Source organism: Allobacillus halotolerans, from assembly GCF_018967645.1.
Taxonomy (GTDB): domain Bacteria; phylum Bacillota; class Bacilli; order Bacillales; family Alkalibacillaceae; genus Allobacillus; species Allobacillus halotolerans.
Window position 1 is genome coordinate 42,372 of the sequence record NZ_JAHLZF010000003.1, and the last position, 17,969, is coordinate 60,340.

Annotated in this window: 18 protein-coding genes and 1 pseudogene; 12 read left to right on the forward strand and 7 right to left on the reverse strand. The window is 35.7% G+C overall.

Going from position 1 to position 17,969, the window contains the following annotated elements; all coding sequences use genetic code 11:
* The first annotated feature begins 130 nt into the window (after window positions 1–130).
* The 8 genes from KQ486_RS03140 to KQ486_RS03175 all read left to right on the forward strand — a co-directional run bounded on the left by KQ486_RS03140 (window position 131) and on the right by KQ486_RS03175 (window position 6,218).
* Window positions 131–1,135: an ABC transporter substrate-binding protein gene (locus tag KQ486_RS03140; RefSeq protein WP_274236450.1), complete on the forward strand. Its 1,005-nt coding sequence runs from the start codon at window positions 131–133 to the stop codon at window positions 1,133–1,135.
* Window positions 1,136–1,168: 33 nt separating this feature from the next.
* The gene (locus tag KQ486_RS03145) at window positions 1,169–1,456 is read left to right on the forward strand and encodes a thiamine-binding protein (RefSeq protein WP_216686770.1); all 288 of its coding nucleotides are present in this window, start codon (window positions 1,169–1,171) and stop codon (window positions 1,454–1,456) included.
* Window positions 1,453–2,220: an ABC transporter permease gene (locus tag KQ486_RS03150; protein ID WP_216686771.1), complete on the forward strand. Its 768-nt coding sequence runs from the start codon at window positions 1,453–1,455 to the stop codon at window positions 2,218–2,220. Before KQ486_RS03145 ends, KQ486_RS03150 begins: the two co-directional genes overlap by 4 nt.
* On the forward strand, window positions 2,221–2,946 hold the full coding sequence (locus KQ486_RS03155; RefSeq protein WP_216686772.1) for an ABC transporter ATP-binding protein: 726 nt from the start codon (window positions 2,221–2,223) through the stop codon (window positions 2,944–2,946).
* Between the two features lie 24 nt (window positions 2,947–2,970).
* Complete coding sequence (locus tag KQ486_RS03160) at window positions 2,971–3,567, forward strand: YkoF family thiamine/hydroxymethylpyrimidine-binding protein (RefSeq protein WP_144162859.1); 597 nt, start codon at window positions 2,971–2,973, stop codon at window positions 3,565–3,567.
* 407 nt (window positions 3,568–3,974) lie between these two features.
* Window positions 3,975–4,724, forward strand: coding sequence for a methionine ABC transporter ATP-binding protein (locus KQ486_RS03165; RefSeq protein WP_144162861.1), 750 nt, complete (start codon window positions 3,975–3,977; stop codon window positions 4,722–4,724).
* Entirely contained in the window at window positions 4,714–5,379 is a 666-nt protein-coding gene (locus tag KQ486_RS03170; protein ID WP_144089672.1) for a methionine ABC transporter permease, read from the forward strand. Before KQ486_RS03165 ends, KQ486_RS03170 begins: the two co-directional genes overlap by 11 nt.
* Window positions 5,380–5,396: 17 nt before the next feature.
* A complete protein-coding gene (locus tag KQ486_RS03175) occupies window positions 5,397–6,218 on the forward strand; it encodes a MetQ/NlpA family ABC transporter substrate-binding protein (RefSeq protein ID WP_144162863.1) in 822 nt (273 codons plus the stop codon).
* A gap of 202 nt (window positions 6,219–6,420) precedes the next feature.
* Here KQ486_RS03175 and KQ486_RS03180 read toward each other — a convergent pair.
* From KQ486_RS03180 to KQ486_RS03190, 3 genes and pseudogenes are all read right to left on the reverse strand, one after another.
* Window positions 6,421–6,636 (reverse strand): annotated as a pseudogene (locus KQ486_RS03180) (ATP-binding protein); the annotation flags it as partial.
* A gap of 217 nt (window positions 6,637–6,853) precedes the next feature.
* Window positions 6,854–7,207, reverse strand: a complete 354-nt coding sequence (locus KQ486_RS03185) for a hypothetical protein (RefSeq protein WP_216686773.1) — start codon at window positions 7,205–7,207, stop codon at window positions 6,854–6,856.
* 79 nt (window positions 7,208–7,286) lie between these two features.
* Complete coding sequence (locus KQ486_RS03190) at window positions 7,287–8,453, reverse strand: lactate 2-monooxygenase (RefSeq protein ID WP_216686774.1); 1,167 nt, start codon at window positions 8,451–8,453, stop codon at window positions 7,287–7,289.
* A gap of 283 nt (window positions 8,454–8,736) precedes the next feature.
* Here KQ486_RS03190 and KQ486_RS03195 point away from each other — a divergent pair, with 283 nt between their 5' ends.
* From KQ486_RS03195 to KQ486_RS03205, 3 genes are all read left to right on the forward strand, one after another.
* Window positions 8,737–9,750 carry a hypothetical protein gene (locus tag KQ486_RS03195; protein ID WP_216686775.1) on the forward strand — a complete coding sequence of 338 codons (1,014 nt, stop codon included), beginning with the start codon at window positions 8,737–8,739 and terminating at the stop codon, window positions 9,748–9,750.
* Window positions 9,747–10,454, forward strand: coding sequence for an MORN repeat-containing protein (locus KQ486_RS03200; RefSeq protein WP_216686776.1), 708 nt, complete (start codon window positions 9,747–9,749; stop codon window positions 10,452–10,454). The genes KQ486_RS03195 and KQ486_RS03200 overlap by 4 nt, the downstream gene beginning before the upstream one ends.
* Window positions 10,455–10,735: 281 nt before the next feature.
* Window positions 10,736–11,155: a hypothetical protein gene (locus KQ486_RS03205; RefSeq protein WP_216686777.1), complete on the forward strand. Its 420-nt coding sequence runs from the start codon at window positions 10,736–10,738 to the stop codon at window positions 11,153–11,155.
* A gap of 398 nt (window positions 11,156–11,553) precedes the next feature.
* On the opposite strand, the gene KQ486_RS03210 is transcribed toward KQ486_RS03205, so the two are convergent.
* The 4 genes from KQ486_RS03210 to KQ486_RS03225 form a co-directional block, all read right to left on the reverse strand.
* Entirely contained in the window at window positions 11,554–13,428 is a 1,875-nt protein-coding gene (locus KQ486_RS03210) for an AlwI family type II restriction endonuclease (RefSeq protein WP_216686778.1), read from the reverse strand.
* A gap of 13 nt (window positions 13,429–13,441) precedes the next feature.
* Window positions 13,442–14,416, reverse strand: coding sequence for a hypothetical protein (locus tag KQ486_RS03215; RefSeq protein WP_216686779.1), 975 nt, complete (start codon window positions 14,414–14,416; stop codon window positions 13,442–13,444).
* 106 nt (window positions 14,417–14,522) lie between these two features.
* Entirely contained in the window at window positions 14,523–15,467 is a 945-nt protein-coding gene (locus KQ486_RS03220) for a Dam family site-specific DNA-(adenine-N6)-methyltransferase (protein ID WP_216686780.1), read from the reverse strand.
* A gap of 5 nt (window positions 15,468–15,472) precedes the next feature.
* Window positions 15,473–16,693 (reverse strand): DNA adenine methylase, encoded by a 1,221-nt coding sequence (locus tag KQ486_RS03225; protein WP_246569168.1) that lies wholly within the window; start codon window positions 16,691–16,693, stop codon window positions 15,473–15,475.
* Window positions 16,694–16,854: 161 nt separating this feature from the next.
* Between KQ486_RS03225 and KQ486_RS03230 the strand changes: the two genes are divergently transcribed.
* Window positions 16,855–17,856 carry a DUF4365 domain-containing protein gene (locus tag KQ486_RS03230; RefSeq protein ID WP_216686781.1) on the forward strand — a complete coding sequence of 334 codons (1,002 nt, stop codon included), beginning with the start codon at window positions 16,855–16,857 and terminating at the stop codon, window positions 17,854–17,856.
* The last annotated feature ends 113 nt before the right edge of the window (window positions 17,857–17,969 follow it).

Below are 17,969 nucleotides of genomic sequence, written 5' to 3' on the forward strand. Positions count from 1 at the left end.
TACACATAAATGAGATATATTCCTGTGCGCTAAAGGACCACCCTTTAGCGCACTTTTTATTTTGTGTGAGCATGCTGATTATTCTAAAAGGGACCCTTCTCATATAACGAAAACAAATGGGGGTATTTACGTGAAAAAATGGATGAGCATCATTTTGTTTGTAGGAATCGCTTTTTTAGCAGCTTGTGGCCAAAACGATGAAAGTAATGGAAGTGACGAAGAAGGCAATGCTGACCTAACACCTGTAAAATTCGCACTCGATTGGACACCGAATACGAACCACACAGGAATTTATGTCGCAAAAGAAAAGGGCTATTTCGAAGAACAAGGCCTAGATGTTGAAATTTTACTACCTGGCGAAGTTGGCGTGAATCAGCTGCTAGCCGCCGGGAAAGCGGACTTTGGGGTTAGTTACCAAGAAGGCCTTACACAGGCGCGCTCGGAAGGTCTTCCACTCGTCTCCATTACAGCAGTGATGCAGCATAATACAGCCGGTTATGCTTCCCCTGTAGAAAAAGGGATTACTTCGCCAAAAGATTTTGAAGGGAAAAAGTTTGGAGCATACGGTTCTGACCTTGAGAGAGCGATGATGACAACAATCATGAAAAATGATAATGCCGATGTAGAAGAAGTTGATTTCATTACAACGGGGGACTCTGACTTTTTTGTTGCTGTTGAACGAGATGTCGACTTTTCCCTTGTCTATTATGGTTGGACTGGAATTGAAGCAGAACTAAGAGGTGTAGATTTAAATATGGTTTATCTTGCTGACTTTTCCGATAAACTTGATTTTTACACACCGATCCTTGCTACAAATGAAGAAATGATTTCTGATGACCCAGAATTGGTAGAAGCTTTTACACATGCAGCTGTGAAAGGGTATGAGTTTGCAATCGAGCAACCTGAAGAAGCTGCACAAATATTAATTGATGAAGTACCTGATCTTGACCCTGAACTGGTGAAACGCAGTCAGGAATGGCTATCACCTCGGTACAAAGATGATGCCGAACAATTTGGTATCCAAGAAAAAGAAAGATGGCAGAAATTTGCCGACTTTCTATTAGAAAACGACATTATCGATGAAGCAGTAGAAATTGACCAAGCATTTACGAATGAGTTTTTGCCAGAGAAGTAGGTTCATTGATTACAGAAAAATAGGAGTGGTTTTATGGCAAATGCATTGCTAAGTATTCAAATAATTCCTAAGGTCGATGATCAAGATTTATATTCATATGTAGACGAAGCAATTGCTGTAATCGAGGCTGCAAATGTGAAATACAGCGTACATCCACTGGAAACAACGATGGAAGGCGAACTGTCGGAGCTACTACAAATCGTGAAGAAAATGAATGAAAAAATGTCAGCGTTAGGTGTTCCAAGCGTCATCTCCCAAGTTAAAATTGCTTACCGGCCAGAAGGGATTACAATGGACGAACTCGTGGAGAAATACGAATGAATACAAGTGTCCTGAAAAAAATTTGGAGACCATTCCTTGCCATCTTATTATTTATCGGGCTATGGGAAGTAGCGACACGACTTTTTTCCATTGAGGAATGGCTACTCCCTGCCCCTTCCGATATTGTGATGGAAGCTCGAAGTGTTATTCCGACATTTTTACCGCATCTACAATCAACCGTAACCTTATCTGTTTCAGGCTTTCTCATCGGGACGACAGTCGGTTTAGGGGTGGCGACGATATTACATCTCATGCCGAGAGTTCGAGAAACGTTTTTTCCTTTTATTATTATTTCTCAGAACATGCCGATTATCGTTCTGGCCCCGTTACTAGTAATCTGGTTCGGATTCAATGCGTTACCTAAGTTAATTATCATAACGCTAGCCTGTTTCTTTCCGATTGCCGTTTCCGCCTTAGGTGGGTTTACGCAAACAAACCGGGAGTTGGTCCACTATATGAAAATGATGGGTGCGAATAAAGCTCAGTTATTCTGGAAATTGGAATTGCCACATGCCATTCCGTCGATTTTTTCAGGATTAAAAATCGCAGGAACATACAGCGTCATGGCAGCTGTCGTATCCGAATGGCTAGGTGCACAAAAAGGAATTGGGGTATTTATGACACTTGCCGCTTCTTCGTATCGAACATCACGCGTATTTGTAGCCATTATCGTTGCAATGATCATCAGCTTAGCCTTTTATGGACTGATTCTATTATTGGAGAAGTTTTTCATTCGCTGGCAGCAGAAGGGGGAAAACAATTAGATGTTGGAATTACGTCATGTGAGTAAGTCATTTGGAAATAAACAAGTTCTACAGGAAATTTCACTTCATGTAGCGAATGGAGAGTTTGTTTCAGTAATCGGTCCCTCTGGAAGTGGAAAAAGTACGATGTTTAGTCTGATTGGAGGCCTTCTTGAGCCAGATGCTGGTGAGATCTATTTAAGTGGAGAAAATATAACCAATAAACGCGGATTCATTAGTTATATGCCACAGCAAGCTTCCTTGTTTCCATGGAGAACGATTATCGAAAATGTGTTAGTCGGGCAGGAACTACAAGGAAAGAAAGATTACGAACGAGCTGAAGCCATGTTAGAAAGAGCAGGACTCGGTGATGTGATTCATGCGTATCCTCATGAGTTATCCGGTGGCATGAAACAGCGGGTCGCTTTCATCCGTGCTTTGTTAAGTCCACAATCATTGATGCTGCTCGATGAACCGTTCTCGGCTCTTGATGAGTTTACAAGAACCGATATGCAAAAGTGGCTTTTATCCATTTGGGAGGATGACGAACAATCGATTCTCTTTATTACCCATAATATTGACGAGGCATTATTTCTGTCGGATAAAATTATTATCCTATCCGTCAACCCTGCAGAAATTAAAGAAGTCATTGAAGTCCCATTCAAGAGACCACGAGATGAAGAATTATTGCTTTCAGAAGAATTTCTTCAGTGGAAAAGAAAGATTATGGATGTCATTCAATATTAAACAGATCAATGAGGAGGAATGATGATGCAAAATCAATCTTGTAGTAATCAAACCGTTAGCGCGAGTTTTTCCATTCACCCGATGAGTGATGATTTTAAGGACATCATTCTCGGCGCGTTAGATGAAGTCGATACATCAAACGTCTGGTTGGAAACAGATGATGTTTCAACCAGTGTACGCGGGATGTCCACTCATGTTTTCGACGTAACAAAAGCGTTATTTATACATGCGGCAAAGACCGGGAAACATGTTGCATTCCAAGCAACTTATATGTGTGGATGCCCAGGAGATCCCGGTGAAAACACTAACCTTGAGGTTGATGAAATCCCGCTGAACAAAGAAAAAGTAGAAGATACAAAACAGTACGTTGCAGCGAAGTTCTCCCTCTACCCTTTAGGTGGCGGAGATTACATGGACCTTATTTTTCAACAAATCGAAGCAATGAAAACGTTTGTTACTGTTTCTTCTGCCCCTGTAGCAACGCGCCTAGAAGGTGAAGCAATCCAAGTATTCAATGGCTTGGAAAAGGTATTTAATGCGACGGTTGAAGGTGGATCTAGTCATACCGTCATGACCGTTTCTATTTCAGCGAATAGTCCGTCGCATACAGATAAAGTGTAAGCTCATCGTAATTAGAAAAGAGACCAGAGACCACGAGATAGTGTAATCTAAACTGTGTAAGTAGAAGAACGTTCGGCTTCTACTTGCCGGCTTGGTTTTTTTATTTACTTAGAATGATTATATATATAATTGAAGAAATTTAAATGACGGAATTAAGCGTAATCCTAAATCAGTGAATTGGGGCTAGAGGATGAAGTAATTTCATTCCGCGGCCGAGTCGTGTACTGGCTAAACCAAAGTGCACAGTTGCCCGTTCTAATCCTACATTTACTATAACAGAAGCTTAACCATTGATTAGACATGTAGTAACTATTACACTCATTATAGAATTTAAATATATAACAACTTGAAAGAGATTGTAATATACCGATCGAACTTTTCACATGACTGCAAGATTGGAGGCTTCTATGATTAGTTTACAGAATGTTACCAAACGATACGGCGCGTTTAAAGCGATTCAATCCATATCATTAAACATTAAACCTGGGGAAATCCACGGTATTATTGGCTCGAGTGGCGCAGGAAAATCTACATTATTGCGTATGATGAATTTACTTGAAAAACCTGATGAGGGCGATGTCATTATTAACAATAAAAAAATCAATCATTTAAAAGGCAAAGAGATTCGAAATATACGCCAGTCGTTAGGCATGATTTTTCAAGGATTTCATTTAGTCGGCAACAAAACGGTTTTTGATAATGTCGCTGTGCCATTAGAAATTGCCAAAATAGCAAAAAAGAACCGAACAGAACGCGTGATGGAGAGCTTGCGTTTCGTCGGTCTTGAAGCCTATAAAGATAAGTATCCTAGACAACTTAGTGGGGGACAAAAACAGCGTGTCGCTATTGCACGTGCCATTGTTAATAATCCTAGCGTTTTGTTATGTGACGAGCCAACATCATCACTTGATCCAACAACGACAATGGAAATACTTGAGGTACTAAAGCAAATTAATCAGCAACTTAACGTAACCATCATCATTGTGAGTCATGAGATGGAAGTCATTAGAAGCCTCTCTGAGCGAGTAACAGTGATGGAAGATGGTCAAATTTATGAGGTAGTAGAAATAGAGCCGACAGGTGTAAATAAAAGTAAGAAAGGGGCAGCAACATTTGTCGAACAGCTGAAGTCAGGAGGTGATTCCAATCCTTCCTGAAGTATTAGTGGAGTATCAATCTGAGATTTGGGAGTCGATTGTCGAATCATCTATTATGGTAGGTTTTTCAGTATTAGCGGCATTGTTAGTTGGACTACCCATTGGAACATTTTTATTTCTATGTCGTAAGGGACAATTACTAGAGAACAGACTCGTTTTTTCATCTTTAAATTTACTCGTGAACATTATTCGTTCATTCCCATTTTTACTACTCGTAATTTTTATGATCCCATTTACGCGATTTGTTATGGGAACTGCAATAGGTACAGCTGCCGCAACACTTCCTATGATGGTGATTGCCATTGCACACTACTCACGACTTGTGGAGCAATCCCTACTCGATGTACCAAAGGGGGTGATTCAAGCAGCTGTCTCGATGGGAGCATCCGTTAAAGATATTATTTTTAAGTTTTTATATGTTGAATCACGTTCTGCCCTCGTTTTAAGTATGACGACATCCACAATTAGTTTTATTTCCTATTCAACGATTATGGGGGTTGTCGGTGGTGGCGGAATTGGGGACTTTGCCATTCGATATGGTTATTTACAATATCGAACAGATTTAATGGTTTATATCATTATCATTATCGTGATATTTGTACAAATTATCCAATATTCAGGGATAACCTTAGCAAGAAAAATAGATAAAAGGTAGAAAGAAGGGAACAATCTATGAAAAAATCACTATTAGTAATTATGATCGCTCTCGTAACATTTCTAGTTGCATGTAGTGGCGATGATCAAACAGATAATAATGCAAATGAAGAAAATGACGTACAAACATTAAGAGTTGCAGCTGTTGAGTCACCAATGACAGATGTTGTAGAAATTGCAAAAGAACTTCTCGCCGAAGATGGTATTGAGGTAGAAGTTGTTGAGATGGGCGATTACATACAGCCAAATGAAGCACTAAAAAACAAAGAGATCGATGCAAACTTTTCACAACATGTACCATTCATGCAACAATTTAATGAAAATGCCGATGGTAACTTAGTTGACGTTCAACCGATTTATTTTGCTAACTTCGGCCTTTATGCAGATGGATATGAAAGTATTGATGAATTACCAGATGACATAACAATTGGTATTGCCAATGACCCATCTAATGTGGATCGTTCTTTACGCTTATTAGCATCCCATGGTTTGATTGAGCTAAATGAGATTGACGGAGAGCAATATGGATTAGATGATATTATCGATGAATCACACAACTTCAGTTTTGAACAAACAGAAATTGCTTCGTTATCACGTTTATATGAAGATGTGGATGGAGTTATTATGAACCCAACACATGCGAGCCATTTAGATTTAACACCAGCTGATGATGCACTTATCACAGAAAAAGAAGATAACAAATTTGCGATTACATTAGTAGCCCGCGAAGATAATGCGGATTCTGAATTAATTCAAAAGTTAAGGGAAGCAATGACAAGTGAAGAGGTAAGAGAGTTTCTAACGGGACGTGAAGGAGAATCAGCTGTACCGGCATTTTAATAAGAAAATCTCATTTATTTAGAAGTGTACCGAGAAAGTAGGTACGCTTCTATTTTGATTCGTAGTAGAAACATACGCGGAAGTGATCATACAATTATTTCTTCAGATTATTATTTTCAATAAATTTATCAAAGTCGTTAGAGGTATTTTGAACAATGCGAAGTTGTGTAACCGTCAAGTAGAAATGAACATTTTCTGCTCATTAATTTTGAACACTTTTCTCTTGAAACAAAGGTTGCCTATATTTAATTCGATGACTGGCCCCATTTAAATGAACAACCTCTGAGCGATGGAGGAGGCGATCTAGGATCGCCGTTGTTATTCCTTGGTCACCAAGCAGCTCTCCCCATTCATCAGGTCCTTTATTCGACGTTAATATGATTGAGCTCCGTTCGTATAGGTGATTGATTAAATGAAAGGATTAAGTTTAATTGATCAGGAAACTCACGAACTCAGTTACAATGTTGAAAACGTGGTTGCTTATCTTAAAGCCGTGAAAAAATGCATTTACCATAGCAGGAACAAAGAATGGAAAGTCTCATGGATGCGGTAATACAGCTATGAGTTAACAGACGATAGTCAAAGTTTGCTACTGATTGAAGCGGGTGCTGAAATATAGTGAGCACTCGCTTTTTTTAATTTTTATGTTTTTTAACTCCTCTATTGTCAATAAAAAAACCTAGAACAATAACAATCCAAATATACGGTTCAGTTAATGAAATCCCGGCTTGTGACTCCCCTCCAGCTATTGAGAAAATAATAATTAGCGATATCGTATAAAAAATTAGGAACCTACCAAATTTATTTGAGCTTTCATCTGTATCTACAATTTTACTTAGAAACCCTGCGATAATTAGCAATATTAATGCAAACCAAAATACTTGGGAGGACCAGTCCGGCAAATTAGGTTGCGGAAAGAAATCTAAAAACAATGCAGTAGTAAATATTGCAATTAGAGTAATTTCAATGATTTTTAGGATTGTCTTCATATAACGGTTCTCCCCAACTCATAATCACGTGTTTTTAAAATGAAGAAGCAGCCAACAAAGCTGCTTCTCCCACAATTGCCTACTCCATTTCCCTCAGTAACGAAGGATCCAACTGACTTACCGAACTTTGACCTGTCAATCCTAACGTAATATCCAAATCAGCAAGCATATTTTGCATGACTTCTTTTACGCCTTTTTGACCAGCAACCGCTAAACCATACATCAATGGCCTTCCGACAAGTACTGCTTTTGCTCCGAGTGCCATTGCTTTTATAATGTCCGACCCGCGCCGGATTCCACTATCCATTAATACCGGTACTTTATCTCCCACAGCTTCTACTACCTTAGGAAGTGCATCCAGTGCTCCGACCGCACCATCCACCTGGCGTCCACCATGGTTGGACACAATGATGCCATCGACACCCTTCTCTACAGCAAGCTTAGCATCACTTTCATGTAAAATACCTTTTAGAATGATTGGTAGATTTGTATGTTCACGCAAAAAGTCGATATCATCCCACGTTAAGCTTGTATTACCAAATACTTTCGTCCAATGCATAACGGCAGCTTGAGGATCCTCTTGTGGTGATTTTTCTAACTTAGACAGAAAAGCCGGATCGGTGAAGTAATTTCCTACTCCCTCACCTGCTAAGAATGGTAAGTATACATTTTTTAAATCATACTCTCGCCACGCCATCATTGGTGTGTCCAATGTCACCACAATAGCAGAGTATCCAGAATTTTCGGCGCGTTTTAGGAAACTTGCCGCAATCTCAGGGTCTCTACTCCAGTATAGTTGAAACCAACGTGGAGCATCTCCCATCGCCTCTGCGATCTTTTCCATCGGCACACTAGAGGCTGAACTTGCGATATAGGGAACACCCATTTCAGCGGATGCCAGTGCCGAGCCAATTTCCCCTTCTTCATGAATGATCGATTGAACGCCGATTGGTGCTTGTAAAATAGGGAACGGATACTTCTGACCAAAAAGGTCAACCGATAGATCACGTTGATCCACATTTCTTAGCATGCGTGGAATAACTTCTCGATTTGTAAACGCTTTCAAATTTGCCTGCATTGTCTTTTCGCTTCCTGCCCCACCCGCAATATAATAATAAGGACCATCTGCTAATTTCTTACGGGCTAGTTCTTCCCACTCCTCAAGTATGACTGGAAATCTGTCAGGATCCGGGTTTTGCATCGTTGAATAAATTTGATACTGAATCTTATTTCCGATATTCTCCAATGTACTTATCCCCCTTTTTATTGCTATATACCTATTCTAATATAGTATATCACGGATATGTGGGAATTTTCTAACTTTTGGCGATTTTCCACATGGAGTGTAATATCTTGAGTTAAAATTTGATACAATTCTGCGATAGCTTTTTGGGTCACTCAATCGGTCTCGTTCTATTACACCATTTATATGTTGATTATCTTAACAACAACAGAACTAATGTTCTTGTTGAATTGGGCCGTAGAAAAATATAAAAGGCGTATGTATGTTGGTAGCAGGAGGGGATCAGATGTTAATTGAAAAATATGTGTTCATCGATTTTAAAGACTTTTGTAAAAAACACTTCAAAAAGAATCGAGAAAGTAAAAGTATTGAGTTTTTACAGGCATTAAAGGAGTACGATCGATCACTTTTCCGGGCCATTGAAAAAACGGTTGGAAAACGAAAAATGAAATCGTATATCGGTCGTTTGTTACGTAGCATTAGAGGTGAAGGGTGGCTTTCCTATGAAGAAAAAACGTGGATCACAAAACCGAAGTGGGGATATTGCACTTATTGTTTCACTCCATTAGATGTTATCTACCTCATTGACATCGATCATCACCAATATTGTGATACGAATTGCTTTGATGATCACGAGGCAGTTTCTCATTACGATAGTTATGCAGATGATTATGTGTTCTTATTTTGGGATTTTGAAAAATTGAAAGAAAGATATTCTTATTTTTTGAACGGATCTTTTCCAAAAAACTTTAAGACACATTTGGATCTAATGATCATTGTGAGAGATATTCATAACGTTCTTTACAACGATGATTATTCAGATGTTTTATGGAACGGTGGAGACGATGGCCCTGTCGCAAGAGAAATGAATCGAATGATCACGATATTAAAGAGCGATGCGGAAAAATTAGAGAAATTAACGGAACAATGTAAACAAAAACTTCCCGAGACTAATGAACGCTTTGCAATTGTGGTCAGTGACTCAATCATGCGGAGAAGAAAAAGACCTGAAGTGTTGCGAGACTTCATCCATAAACACCGCAAATACCGCGATAAAGAAAATAAAAATAAATGGATAACGAATGATCCGATGCAACGATTGAATTGGCATGATGATTTAACTGCTATTGAGGAGTTAGAGTCCGAAGTTTCAATTGTCAATGAAATCAATTGCCCTGACTGTAATCAAATGATTAGTAGTGATGAAAATACCTACCGGGTGCCTGATGGCTATTATTATTGTGAAGATTGCTATCAGGAATTAGATTTTTACTACAAACTTAAGGAGGAATGGCTGTGATTGAAAAAGTAGTGTGGTATGAACCCTTACTCGAAACCAAGCTTTACGAAGGAGAAGCAATGGATCAAAAAATGCATGGGTACGGCAAACTATACTACCCGGAGAATGTTAATGATCCGGAGAATCAGCCCTTACGTTACGAAGGTTACTTTCACCAGGACATCATGCATGGTTTTGGAACCCTTTATCGACGTAATGGAATAAAGATTTATGAAGGCGATTGGCATCAAGGTTTGTATGAAGGGTACGGCAAACTATTTAATGACCTTGGTAAGATGACTTACGAAGGTGAATTTAAAAATGGCTTGAAGCTAATTGATTTTGAAGCAAGGAAAGAAGGGATTCACCAAGAATACTACGATAACGGCGTATTAAAATACAACGGAGAATGGAAAGATGGCTATAAGAACGGATATGGTAAAGCGTATTGGCAAGACGGCACGTTGTGGTATGAAGGTGAGTTCAAAGATGATAAGCCACATGGATATGGGAAAATGTATTATTATTCTGGAATACTTCGTTATGAAGGACAGCTTGAAGACATGCAGTATGTCGGGTGGGGAAAAGAGTATTTTAAGAATGGGGACTTGAAATTTGAAGGAACCCAGAAAAAGAACCCCCGCTTCTTCTATGGCGTAAGGAGTTACGAGGTCGGTATTCTATATGATGAAGATGGGGAGATTCGTTATGAAGGGAGGTTTTGATGTTATTGAAATTGAGGAAACATCTACCCTATTGATTCAAATTAAGTGTTACGATTCTAATTTTAAGTTTAATTTTAAAAATTCTCTTGAGCATGAAGTTTGAAACGGTATAGTTATGATATAATATAAATATTCAGTTATCACACAAGAGAGTAATACATATTTGTCATAAAAGACCAAATAAACTAAGAACCAACTAATTTAGGTTTTTAAAATATTCAATATTTTAAATGAAAACAATTCATTATAAACTCTATACAAACTTTTATGAGGTAATGAATATGGAACAGATCGATTTTATGAAGGAAGCTTATGGAGAATTATACAAAATAGAGATTTCATTACGTATTCTAATTCACGAAGTAATGACAGAAGAATATGGACCTGGCTGGTTAATTAAAGCACCTGTTTCTATGGGTTATCGACCGTATCAGAAACCACTCAGTTCTTTTTATTATCATGAACTTATCTCTCTTTTATCGTCCTACCCTTGTTTAAAACAAATATTTCGAGAAGATTGCATTCTTCTATTAAGAAATACTATATCCATTCGAAACAATATAGCACACTGTAAATCTATTCAGAACGATGAATTTAAAAAATTAGTATGTGCGTTGAAGGAAATAAAGGAAATTACAAATGTTAAAAATAGGTCCTTCAGTGTTAACTCTGAAGAACTTTTAAAAATTATGTCCAAGTAGTCATTGATTTTTTGAACTTTTGTTAATTCACTATGTATTGACCGAACTACATGCCAACCCCAAAAAGTGGATCTGCAAATTTGCCTATAGTGTATGTAGAAACAGCTTTAAATTAAAAGTGTATTCCAGAGATGTTTTTAATCCTTGCGCATTCTACCTTTTCTAATTTTCCCCTATCTCTAAAAGAATAAATTCAAAAGTGTTAGATAATGATTCTCAATCTTTTGTAATGTCAACTTGAGTGGATAAAATACCAAATATGTTTTTTAATACCGACTTTTTCTTAAAGCGTCTTAATTTAAAATAGTACCTTACCATAATTATTCTTCTCAGTCTTATTTAAGTATCCAAAAAGAGTAGAAATTATCATCTGCTCTTTTTGGATATAAATAATTTTATTAGGCTGATAAGGATGAACTCCATTGCTCAATCACTTCTTCGATACTTGATAACCATGCTGTTGAATCATTTCCTGCCGCGTTACTTTTGTTATAAATATTGGATAAGAGACTTTGTAAGTCTTTATGATTTATCCTTATACCCTTTGTATTCAATTCTTTAACTTTTTTCAATACATTTACGTATTGTTGTATTGTTAGTGGAACAATCTTTTGAATTCTTCCTTCATATCCCAATTTCACACTCATCCAAAATGTATTTAATGTATCCCGGTGAATATTTGGGGCTAAAAATAAGCAGTAGTTATCCAAGGATTTATTTTGATCTCTATTCTCAAACTCCCTTAGATGCCTCATAATTGGTTGTCCCTCATTAAACCACTGATCTCTTCCTCTAAGAAGGGTAACTTCACAAATCATACCGAATGAGGAATACCTACACTCTATATCTGGATTATTACCGGCAGCAGTAAACAATGGAAGGTTGTCATCTCCTACTGAATAGTTAGGTGAAATTTCTTTCGCATCATCTATGGCCATTAAAGATAAAGTAGTATAATATTCTAAGTTTAACGGGTCTTGTCCACTAATTTTTCGTTTTCTTGTGGCCAATTCTGTTAACTTTTCAATATATAAATCAATATTTTCTAAATTACGTTCTTTTAAAATTGCTAAGTCATTATTAAGAGTTTTAATAATACCTCTTAACTTTGTTATTTCTTGGTTATAATCATTTATACTACTCATTTCAACTTTAGACAATTCAAAATCATGAAGGGCTTGATTTCGATATTGATTTTTAATATCGTTTTGTAGGAGCCTTGCCTGAACTAATAAATTGTTATAAACTGATTTTAAATCCTCTAAGTTTTCCCACGGAAGGGCAGGTTCATCGATATTGGCCATGTAAGTTAAATAATCTTCAGCACTCTTAAAACTTAATGCCCGTCCATCAAAGTTCTCAAGAATTCTTTTAATTTCTACTGTTCGAGTGGGAGCTAAATCTACATACCTCCCATTACCTCTATAATAAAATAACTTTGTTTGTCTAAAATATCTTATAGCTGAATCTCCGTAATCATGTAGGTTATTGACCTTGGTTTCTACTTTTTTCTGTTCATTTGGATTCAGCTTAAAGACTTCGATAGCAGTTTCTTCGAACCTTCTTTCAACATACCGTTGCGCTTCATTTCTATCTCGGGACCTTTTTTCTTTTCTAAACTCAATAATTTGAGATACTCGATCACTTATATCTCTATAATCAATTAAAGTCGTTAAAAATAATGAAAACTCCTCTTTTGATACACCGACCGGATTATTACCAAGATTTCTCCACTCTATATTAACTTTATTTATAACATGCATGACTGCAGTAAAAGGAACAATATTAAAATTCTTATATCCTTTATCAATTGGATTTGGTAGTTGCCATTTCATAAAGTACCTAAAAAACACATTCACTAAATCTATTTCACCATCTAAGAACTTTTTCCCTAATTCAGTTATCTTCACTGTGCCCATAGATTCTTTAGCAATTGCTAAACCCATTTTTGTGATGTTGCTAACTGCTGTTCTACCTCTCATTGCATAGGCCATTTCTTGATTATTATTAAAACTCTTGTTTTCATAGAATACTTGACTTAATATATCTTTAACTTCGGCCACAGAAAACTCTTCTGGATCTTCATATTTTTGTTTATAGTAATCCGAAATTCCGTTAGGCAGATATAGTTTTGTTTTTATTAATTCCTTAAAGAACAGTGCTTGTGTATCTGGGTCAAAAGTTTCCCCTTCAAATCTTGAAAGAACCCTTAGAAATAATATAATTCGTTCTGGGTTTCTTACTGTGGTACTAATACTCCATGTGCCCGGCATATATTTCTCCCCTTTAGATAAATATGTTAGAAAACTCAGCGCCATATTTTTGTTTCTTATTTTCACTGAAATTATCGAAAAAACTTTCATCATACTCTGCTTTTTTAAAGTCTGAAAAATAATCATTATTTTTCGAACTATAATGATTCATATCATGTAACCAACCAAGGAATACATGTCTACTCATGCAGTATTTTGTCTCAGCAGTAATACCCTTATTTATATCTAAACCTTTTACTTCTATTAAAGAGACTTTTTCATTTAAGTTATCACTGTAATTAACCAAAATAAGTCTGCCTCCAAGATGCTGACTTATATTCCAAAGGGAAATATACTTTTGTTTATTATCATTCCATCTATTAGTCCAAGAATACCTCATCGGATGGGCCTTAATATTGTTAATATATTGATTTTCCCTTTTTAAAAATTCATATACTATATATTCATTTGTTGATGGTACAAACTGAAACAAATCCAAATCAAAACCTTTGGTACTGTCACCATTAAGTAAATCCTTAGTTAGTATAAGGCCGTTATCATCTTGAAATTGATCGTTATTATACAGAGATTTTAATAATCCATTTACGTAACTATCAATGTTAGCATCTCTAGCCGCACCTAAGCCCTTTGAATTACTTTGACCATCAATATTATTTAATCCTCTAAACCATTGTTGTAATTGACTAAAATTAAGAATGGCTCCAATCGTTTTGCTAACAAATGGGTCTAATTCAATTCTTATGTATTTATTTAAATCTCTTTGATAAAAGATAAAAACCCTTATTGCGTGTTGAAAACTCAATAGAAAATTTACCTTTTTCTGTTCTACTTCACTAATCATGTTAAACAGTCTTTCCCAAAATTGTTGCTGGGTAGGTAACTGATTATCTATAGTCAGCATATTGATATCGGTTACTTCCATAAACTCAAAGAAATAATACTTTTGATTTGTATGAGCAAACTGAACCCTGTCGATTGTGTACAACATATATCATCTTCCTTTACAGAATCTAACACCCTATTACCATCATAATCCATATTTCCTATTTGTTAAACAGTTTCCAGTAAAAATATGCAAAAAAACTCCCTTAATATCATAAGGAAGGTAATCTATTAATACTATAATTTGTTATTAAAACTTCTGATGTTTTTTTGGTTTTTTCTTTAATTTGGTAATTTGAGTTTCTGTAGTTATAATCTAAGTAATTTATTTCATATTTACTTGCCCATTTTTTTAGAATATTGTTTTCTCTTCCTTTATGTTCAAGCACATTCGACAAGGCAAATTTCACACCTTTTACATCTAAATCATCCAATAATGCTAGCAGTTCATGTTCTTCCGTATCAGTCCAACCATTTTGCTCATTATAGGTTGCCGTTGAAATTAGGTAAGGTGGATCTGCGTATAAGAAATCTCCTTGAGTAAGTTCAATATCAATTTCACGAAAATCGCCTAACTTAAATTCGATATCTTTATTTTTAATTACATCAATAAAATTACTTAAGTTTGATTGAATTCTTTGATTAAAATCCCTCTTGCCAACAGGTATATTGTAATGGCCCTTTTTATTAAATCTTATTTGATTATTAAATCCGTAAACCGTCAACAGGTAAAATACAAGGTCATGATATACATCATCTTTTAAACGATTATTGTAATCCTCTCTTAACCTCAAAAATCTGTTTTTATTAAATTCTGCAAGTCCCTTTCCTGACTCACAATTGTAAGAATTGTAACCATATTTTTCAGTATCCGTTAAATCATATTTTGAGATAATACCAAAGATACTGTTGAATATATCTTCCTTCTCTGTGTTTTTAAGGGTATGGAATAATCTTAATACTTCCCTTTGCTTATCAATTCCAATCATTTTCCCTTTTGCATTAACATTTATTGCAACATTTGCTCCTCCACAAAACAAATCAACAAAATTATTTATTTTGTTCGGAAATAGAGGAACTATTTGATTCAATAATTTATGCTTACCACCTGTATAATTTAAACATGACTTAAAATACTTCATTTCAGTTTGTAACACTTTTATCACCTACTTATTTCACAAAGATAAAGTATTTCCTTATGATCTTCAATTTTTGTCTTTCCAGTAGTGTAGACTTGGAAATCAGTATCGAATGTTTTTACCTTACCTCTTGTTTCAAGTATCTCAATAATTTCTTCAGCGGATATTTTAGCATTCGAACGCCCAACACCCTTTTGTGCCATGTTGTTATAAGATACTAGAATATATTTACCATTAATATTGGTAATTAGGTCTTCAAATGCCTTAGTAGCCTTCATAGTACAATAATCGCTTTTAATATGGGAGCGATTAATCATTTTTTTAGCCACTCCAGATACTTCCGGTTCTTGCCATTCTGCGATATTCTCCAATAAATGGTATGCATCTCCATATTGTCGTGAATTATAAGGGGTATCAATATATACTAAATCCGCACTAATTTCTCTGACCAACTCATTAGCGTCCATATTAAACACGCGATTCTCTCTATTTAGTTTGTCATTTACATCTGGTACTAAAAGTTTAATCTCTCTCAAAGAATCTAACTTCCTCCGATAAGCATCGTAATGACCAACCGTATTTGCCACTTTATCCATAGCATAAAGCAATGAGGTTATAAGAATAGCCTTTTCACGATAATTTATTTCCTCAGATAGCATTTCAATTTGTTCTCTTATATAACCAATTTTCATTGCATTATATTCACTGAAGTAAGTTCCTCCAAAGTTTTTAGATACATAGTTTTCTTCTTGTGGTTCTGAGTTATTAAACATGGATATTAACTTTTCTATTTTGTCTTGGTCAATACTTTCAGAACTAAACCAAGTTAAATATGCTAAGTAATTAGAATACAAAATATCATTTACAATAATTTCTTTCCCCGCTCTATTAAACCTATCTGCAACTACACCAGTTCCTCCAAAGATATCTGCAACAGATTTAATATCCTCACAATTTTGTTCGACTACCTTCCAAATAAATTCTAAAAGTTTATATTTGCTTCCCAAATATCGCCTGTTCTTTATTTGTAGCCTTTGATTAATCTCCACTGGAAGAGACAATTGTTCTTCTTTTCTTTTTATATTAGAATCAATTTCTTCTATATGTTGTTCCGTCCACATTCTCCAGCCTCTCCAATCTTTATCCGGTTCAGAGATTTCACCAAACTTAATCCAGTTATATAGGGTTTGCCTCGTTAAATTAAACTTTTCTAATATCTCTTTAGTTCTAACCTCTAAAGTCATTTTATCACCCCAAATAAGGCATCAACGCATCACTATAATTTTACTATTTAAATTATATCATTTTTAAATCGGTAAATAAACTTTTTTATACTGTCTTCCTTATAATTAGGAGTGATATAATGTGAGAATAATAAGAAATTGGAGATTTGGAGTGTATTGTTGTGAATTTACCAAAGTTTGATCATAACAAGGGGAGTAAAGGGGTTAATCTTGTAGAAAAGAAAGTCATGGATGAATTGGGTTGGATATTCAGAGAACAGCCTACACAAGATTACGGAATTGATGGACATATAGAGGTTGTTGATGATGAATATGTAACAGGTAGATTAATTGCTGTACAAATAAAGGCTGGAAATAGTTATTTGAATGAAGAATCAAACTCCGGTTATGTTTTTAGGGGAAAGATTGAACATTATCATTACTGGAGCAATCATTCATTACCCGTTCTATTGATACTATGCGATTTAGAAAAAGAAATTTGTTATTGGGAAAAAATAAGCGAAGATAACGTTCAATTCACATCTGACTCAAATTGGAAGGTTGTTATTCCTAGCATTCAAGTAATTACTAGAGCAGCCGTTAGTACATTGAAAGAAATTGCAGAAAATACAACCGAATATGGGAGGCGGCTAAATCAATTAGTTCTTGCTCGAAGATGGATGGATGAACTACGAGAGGGAAACAAAGTGATTATTGAATCAGATGAGTGGATTAATAAAACATCTGGTAGAGGGTCAATATTTGTGAAAATTATTGATAGTCGGACAGAAGAAGAGAAAACAGTCCTAGAATGGCCAATGGTATCTTTTCCGTTCCAGAGTTATGAAGATGTATTTCCTAATTTATTTCCATGGGCACACATAACAGTAGATGAAGCCTTTTATGAGGAATATGATGAAGCGGAATTCCTTTCTGAAAATGCAGTATGGGATAAAGAAGCGGGAGATTATATCGTATTTGGAGAGTATCAAGAGTGGAATAGTAATAGGCCTAAAATAAGACCATATACTACACATTCCGGAGAAGTGGCATCTTATAGATTATGTCTAGAGTTAAATCAATTAGGGAATTCTTTTCTAACCTTAGATAATTACCTTAGAAGTGGTTTGCAAAATATCAGTGACGATAACACCAAAAATATAGATCCTACTAGATGGTTCTAAGAGATACATTATCTTCCTTTATGTCTCTCTTTAAAAAAAATCTATATTATCTAGACTTTTAAATTCCTCAATGTTAAGAGTCATTGTATAGATAATAAAGTTACTGTTTACAA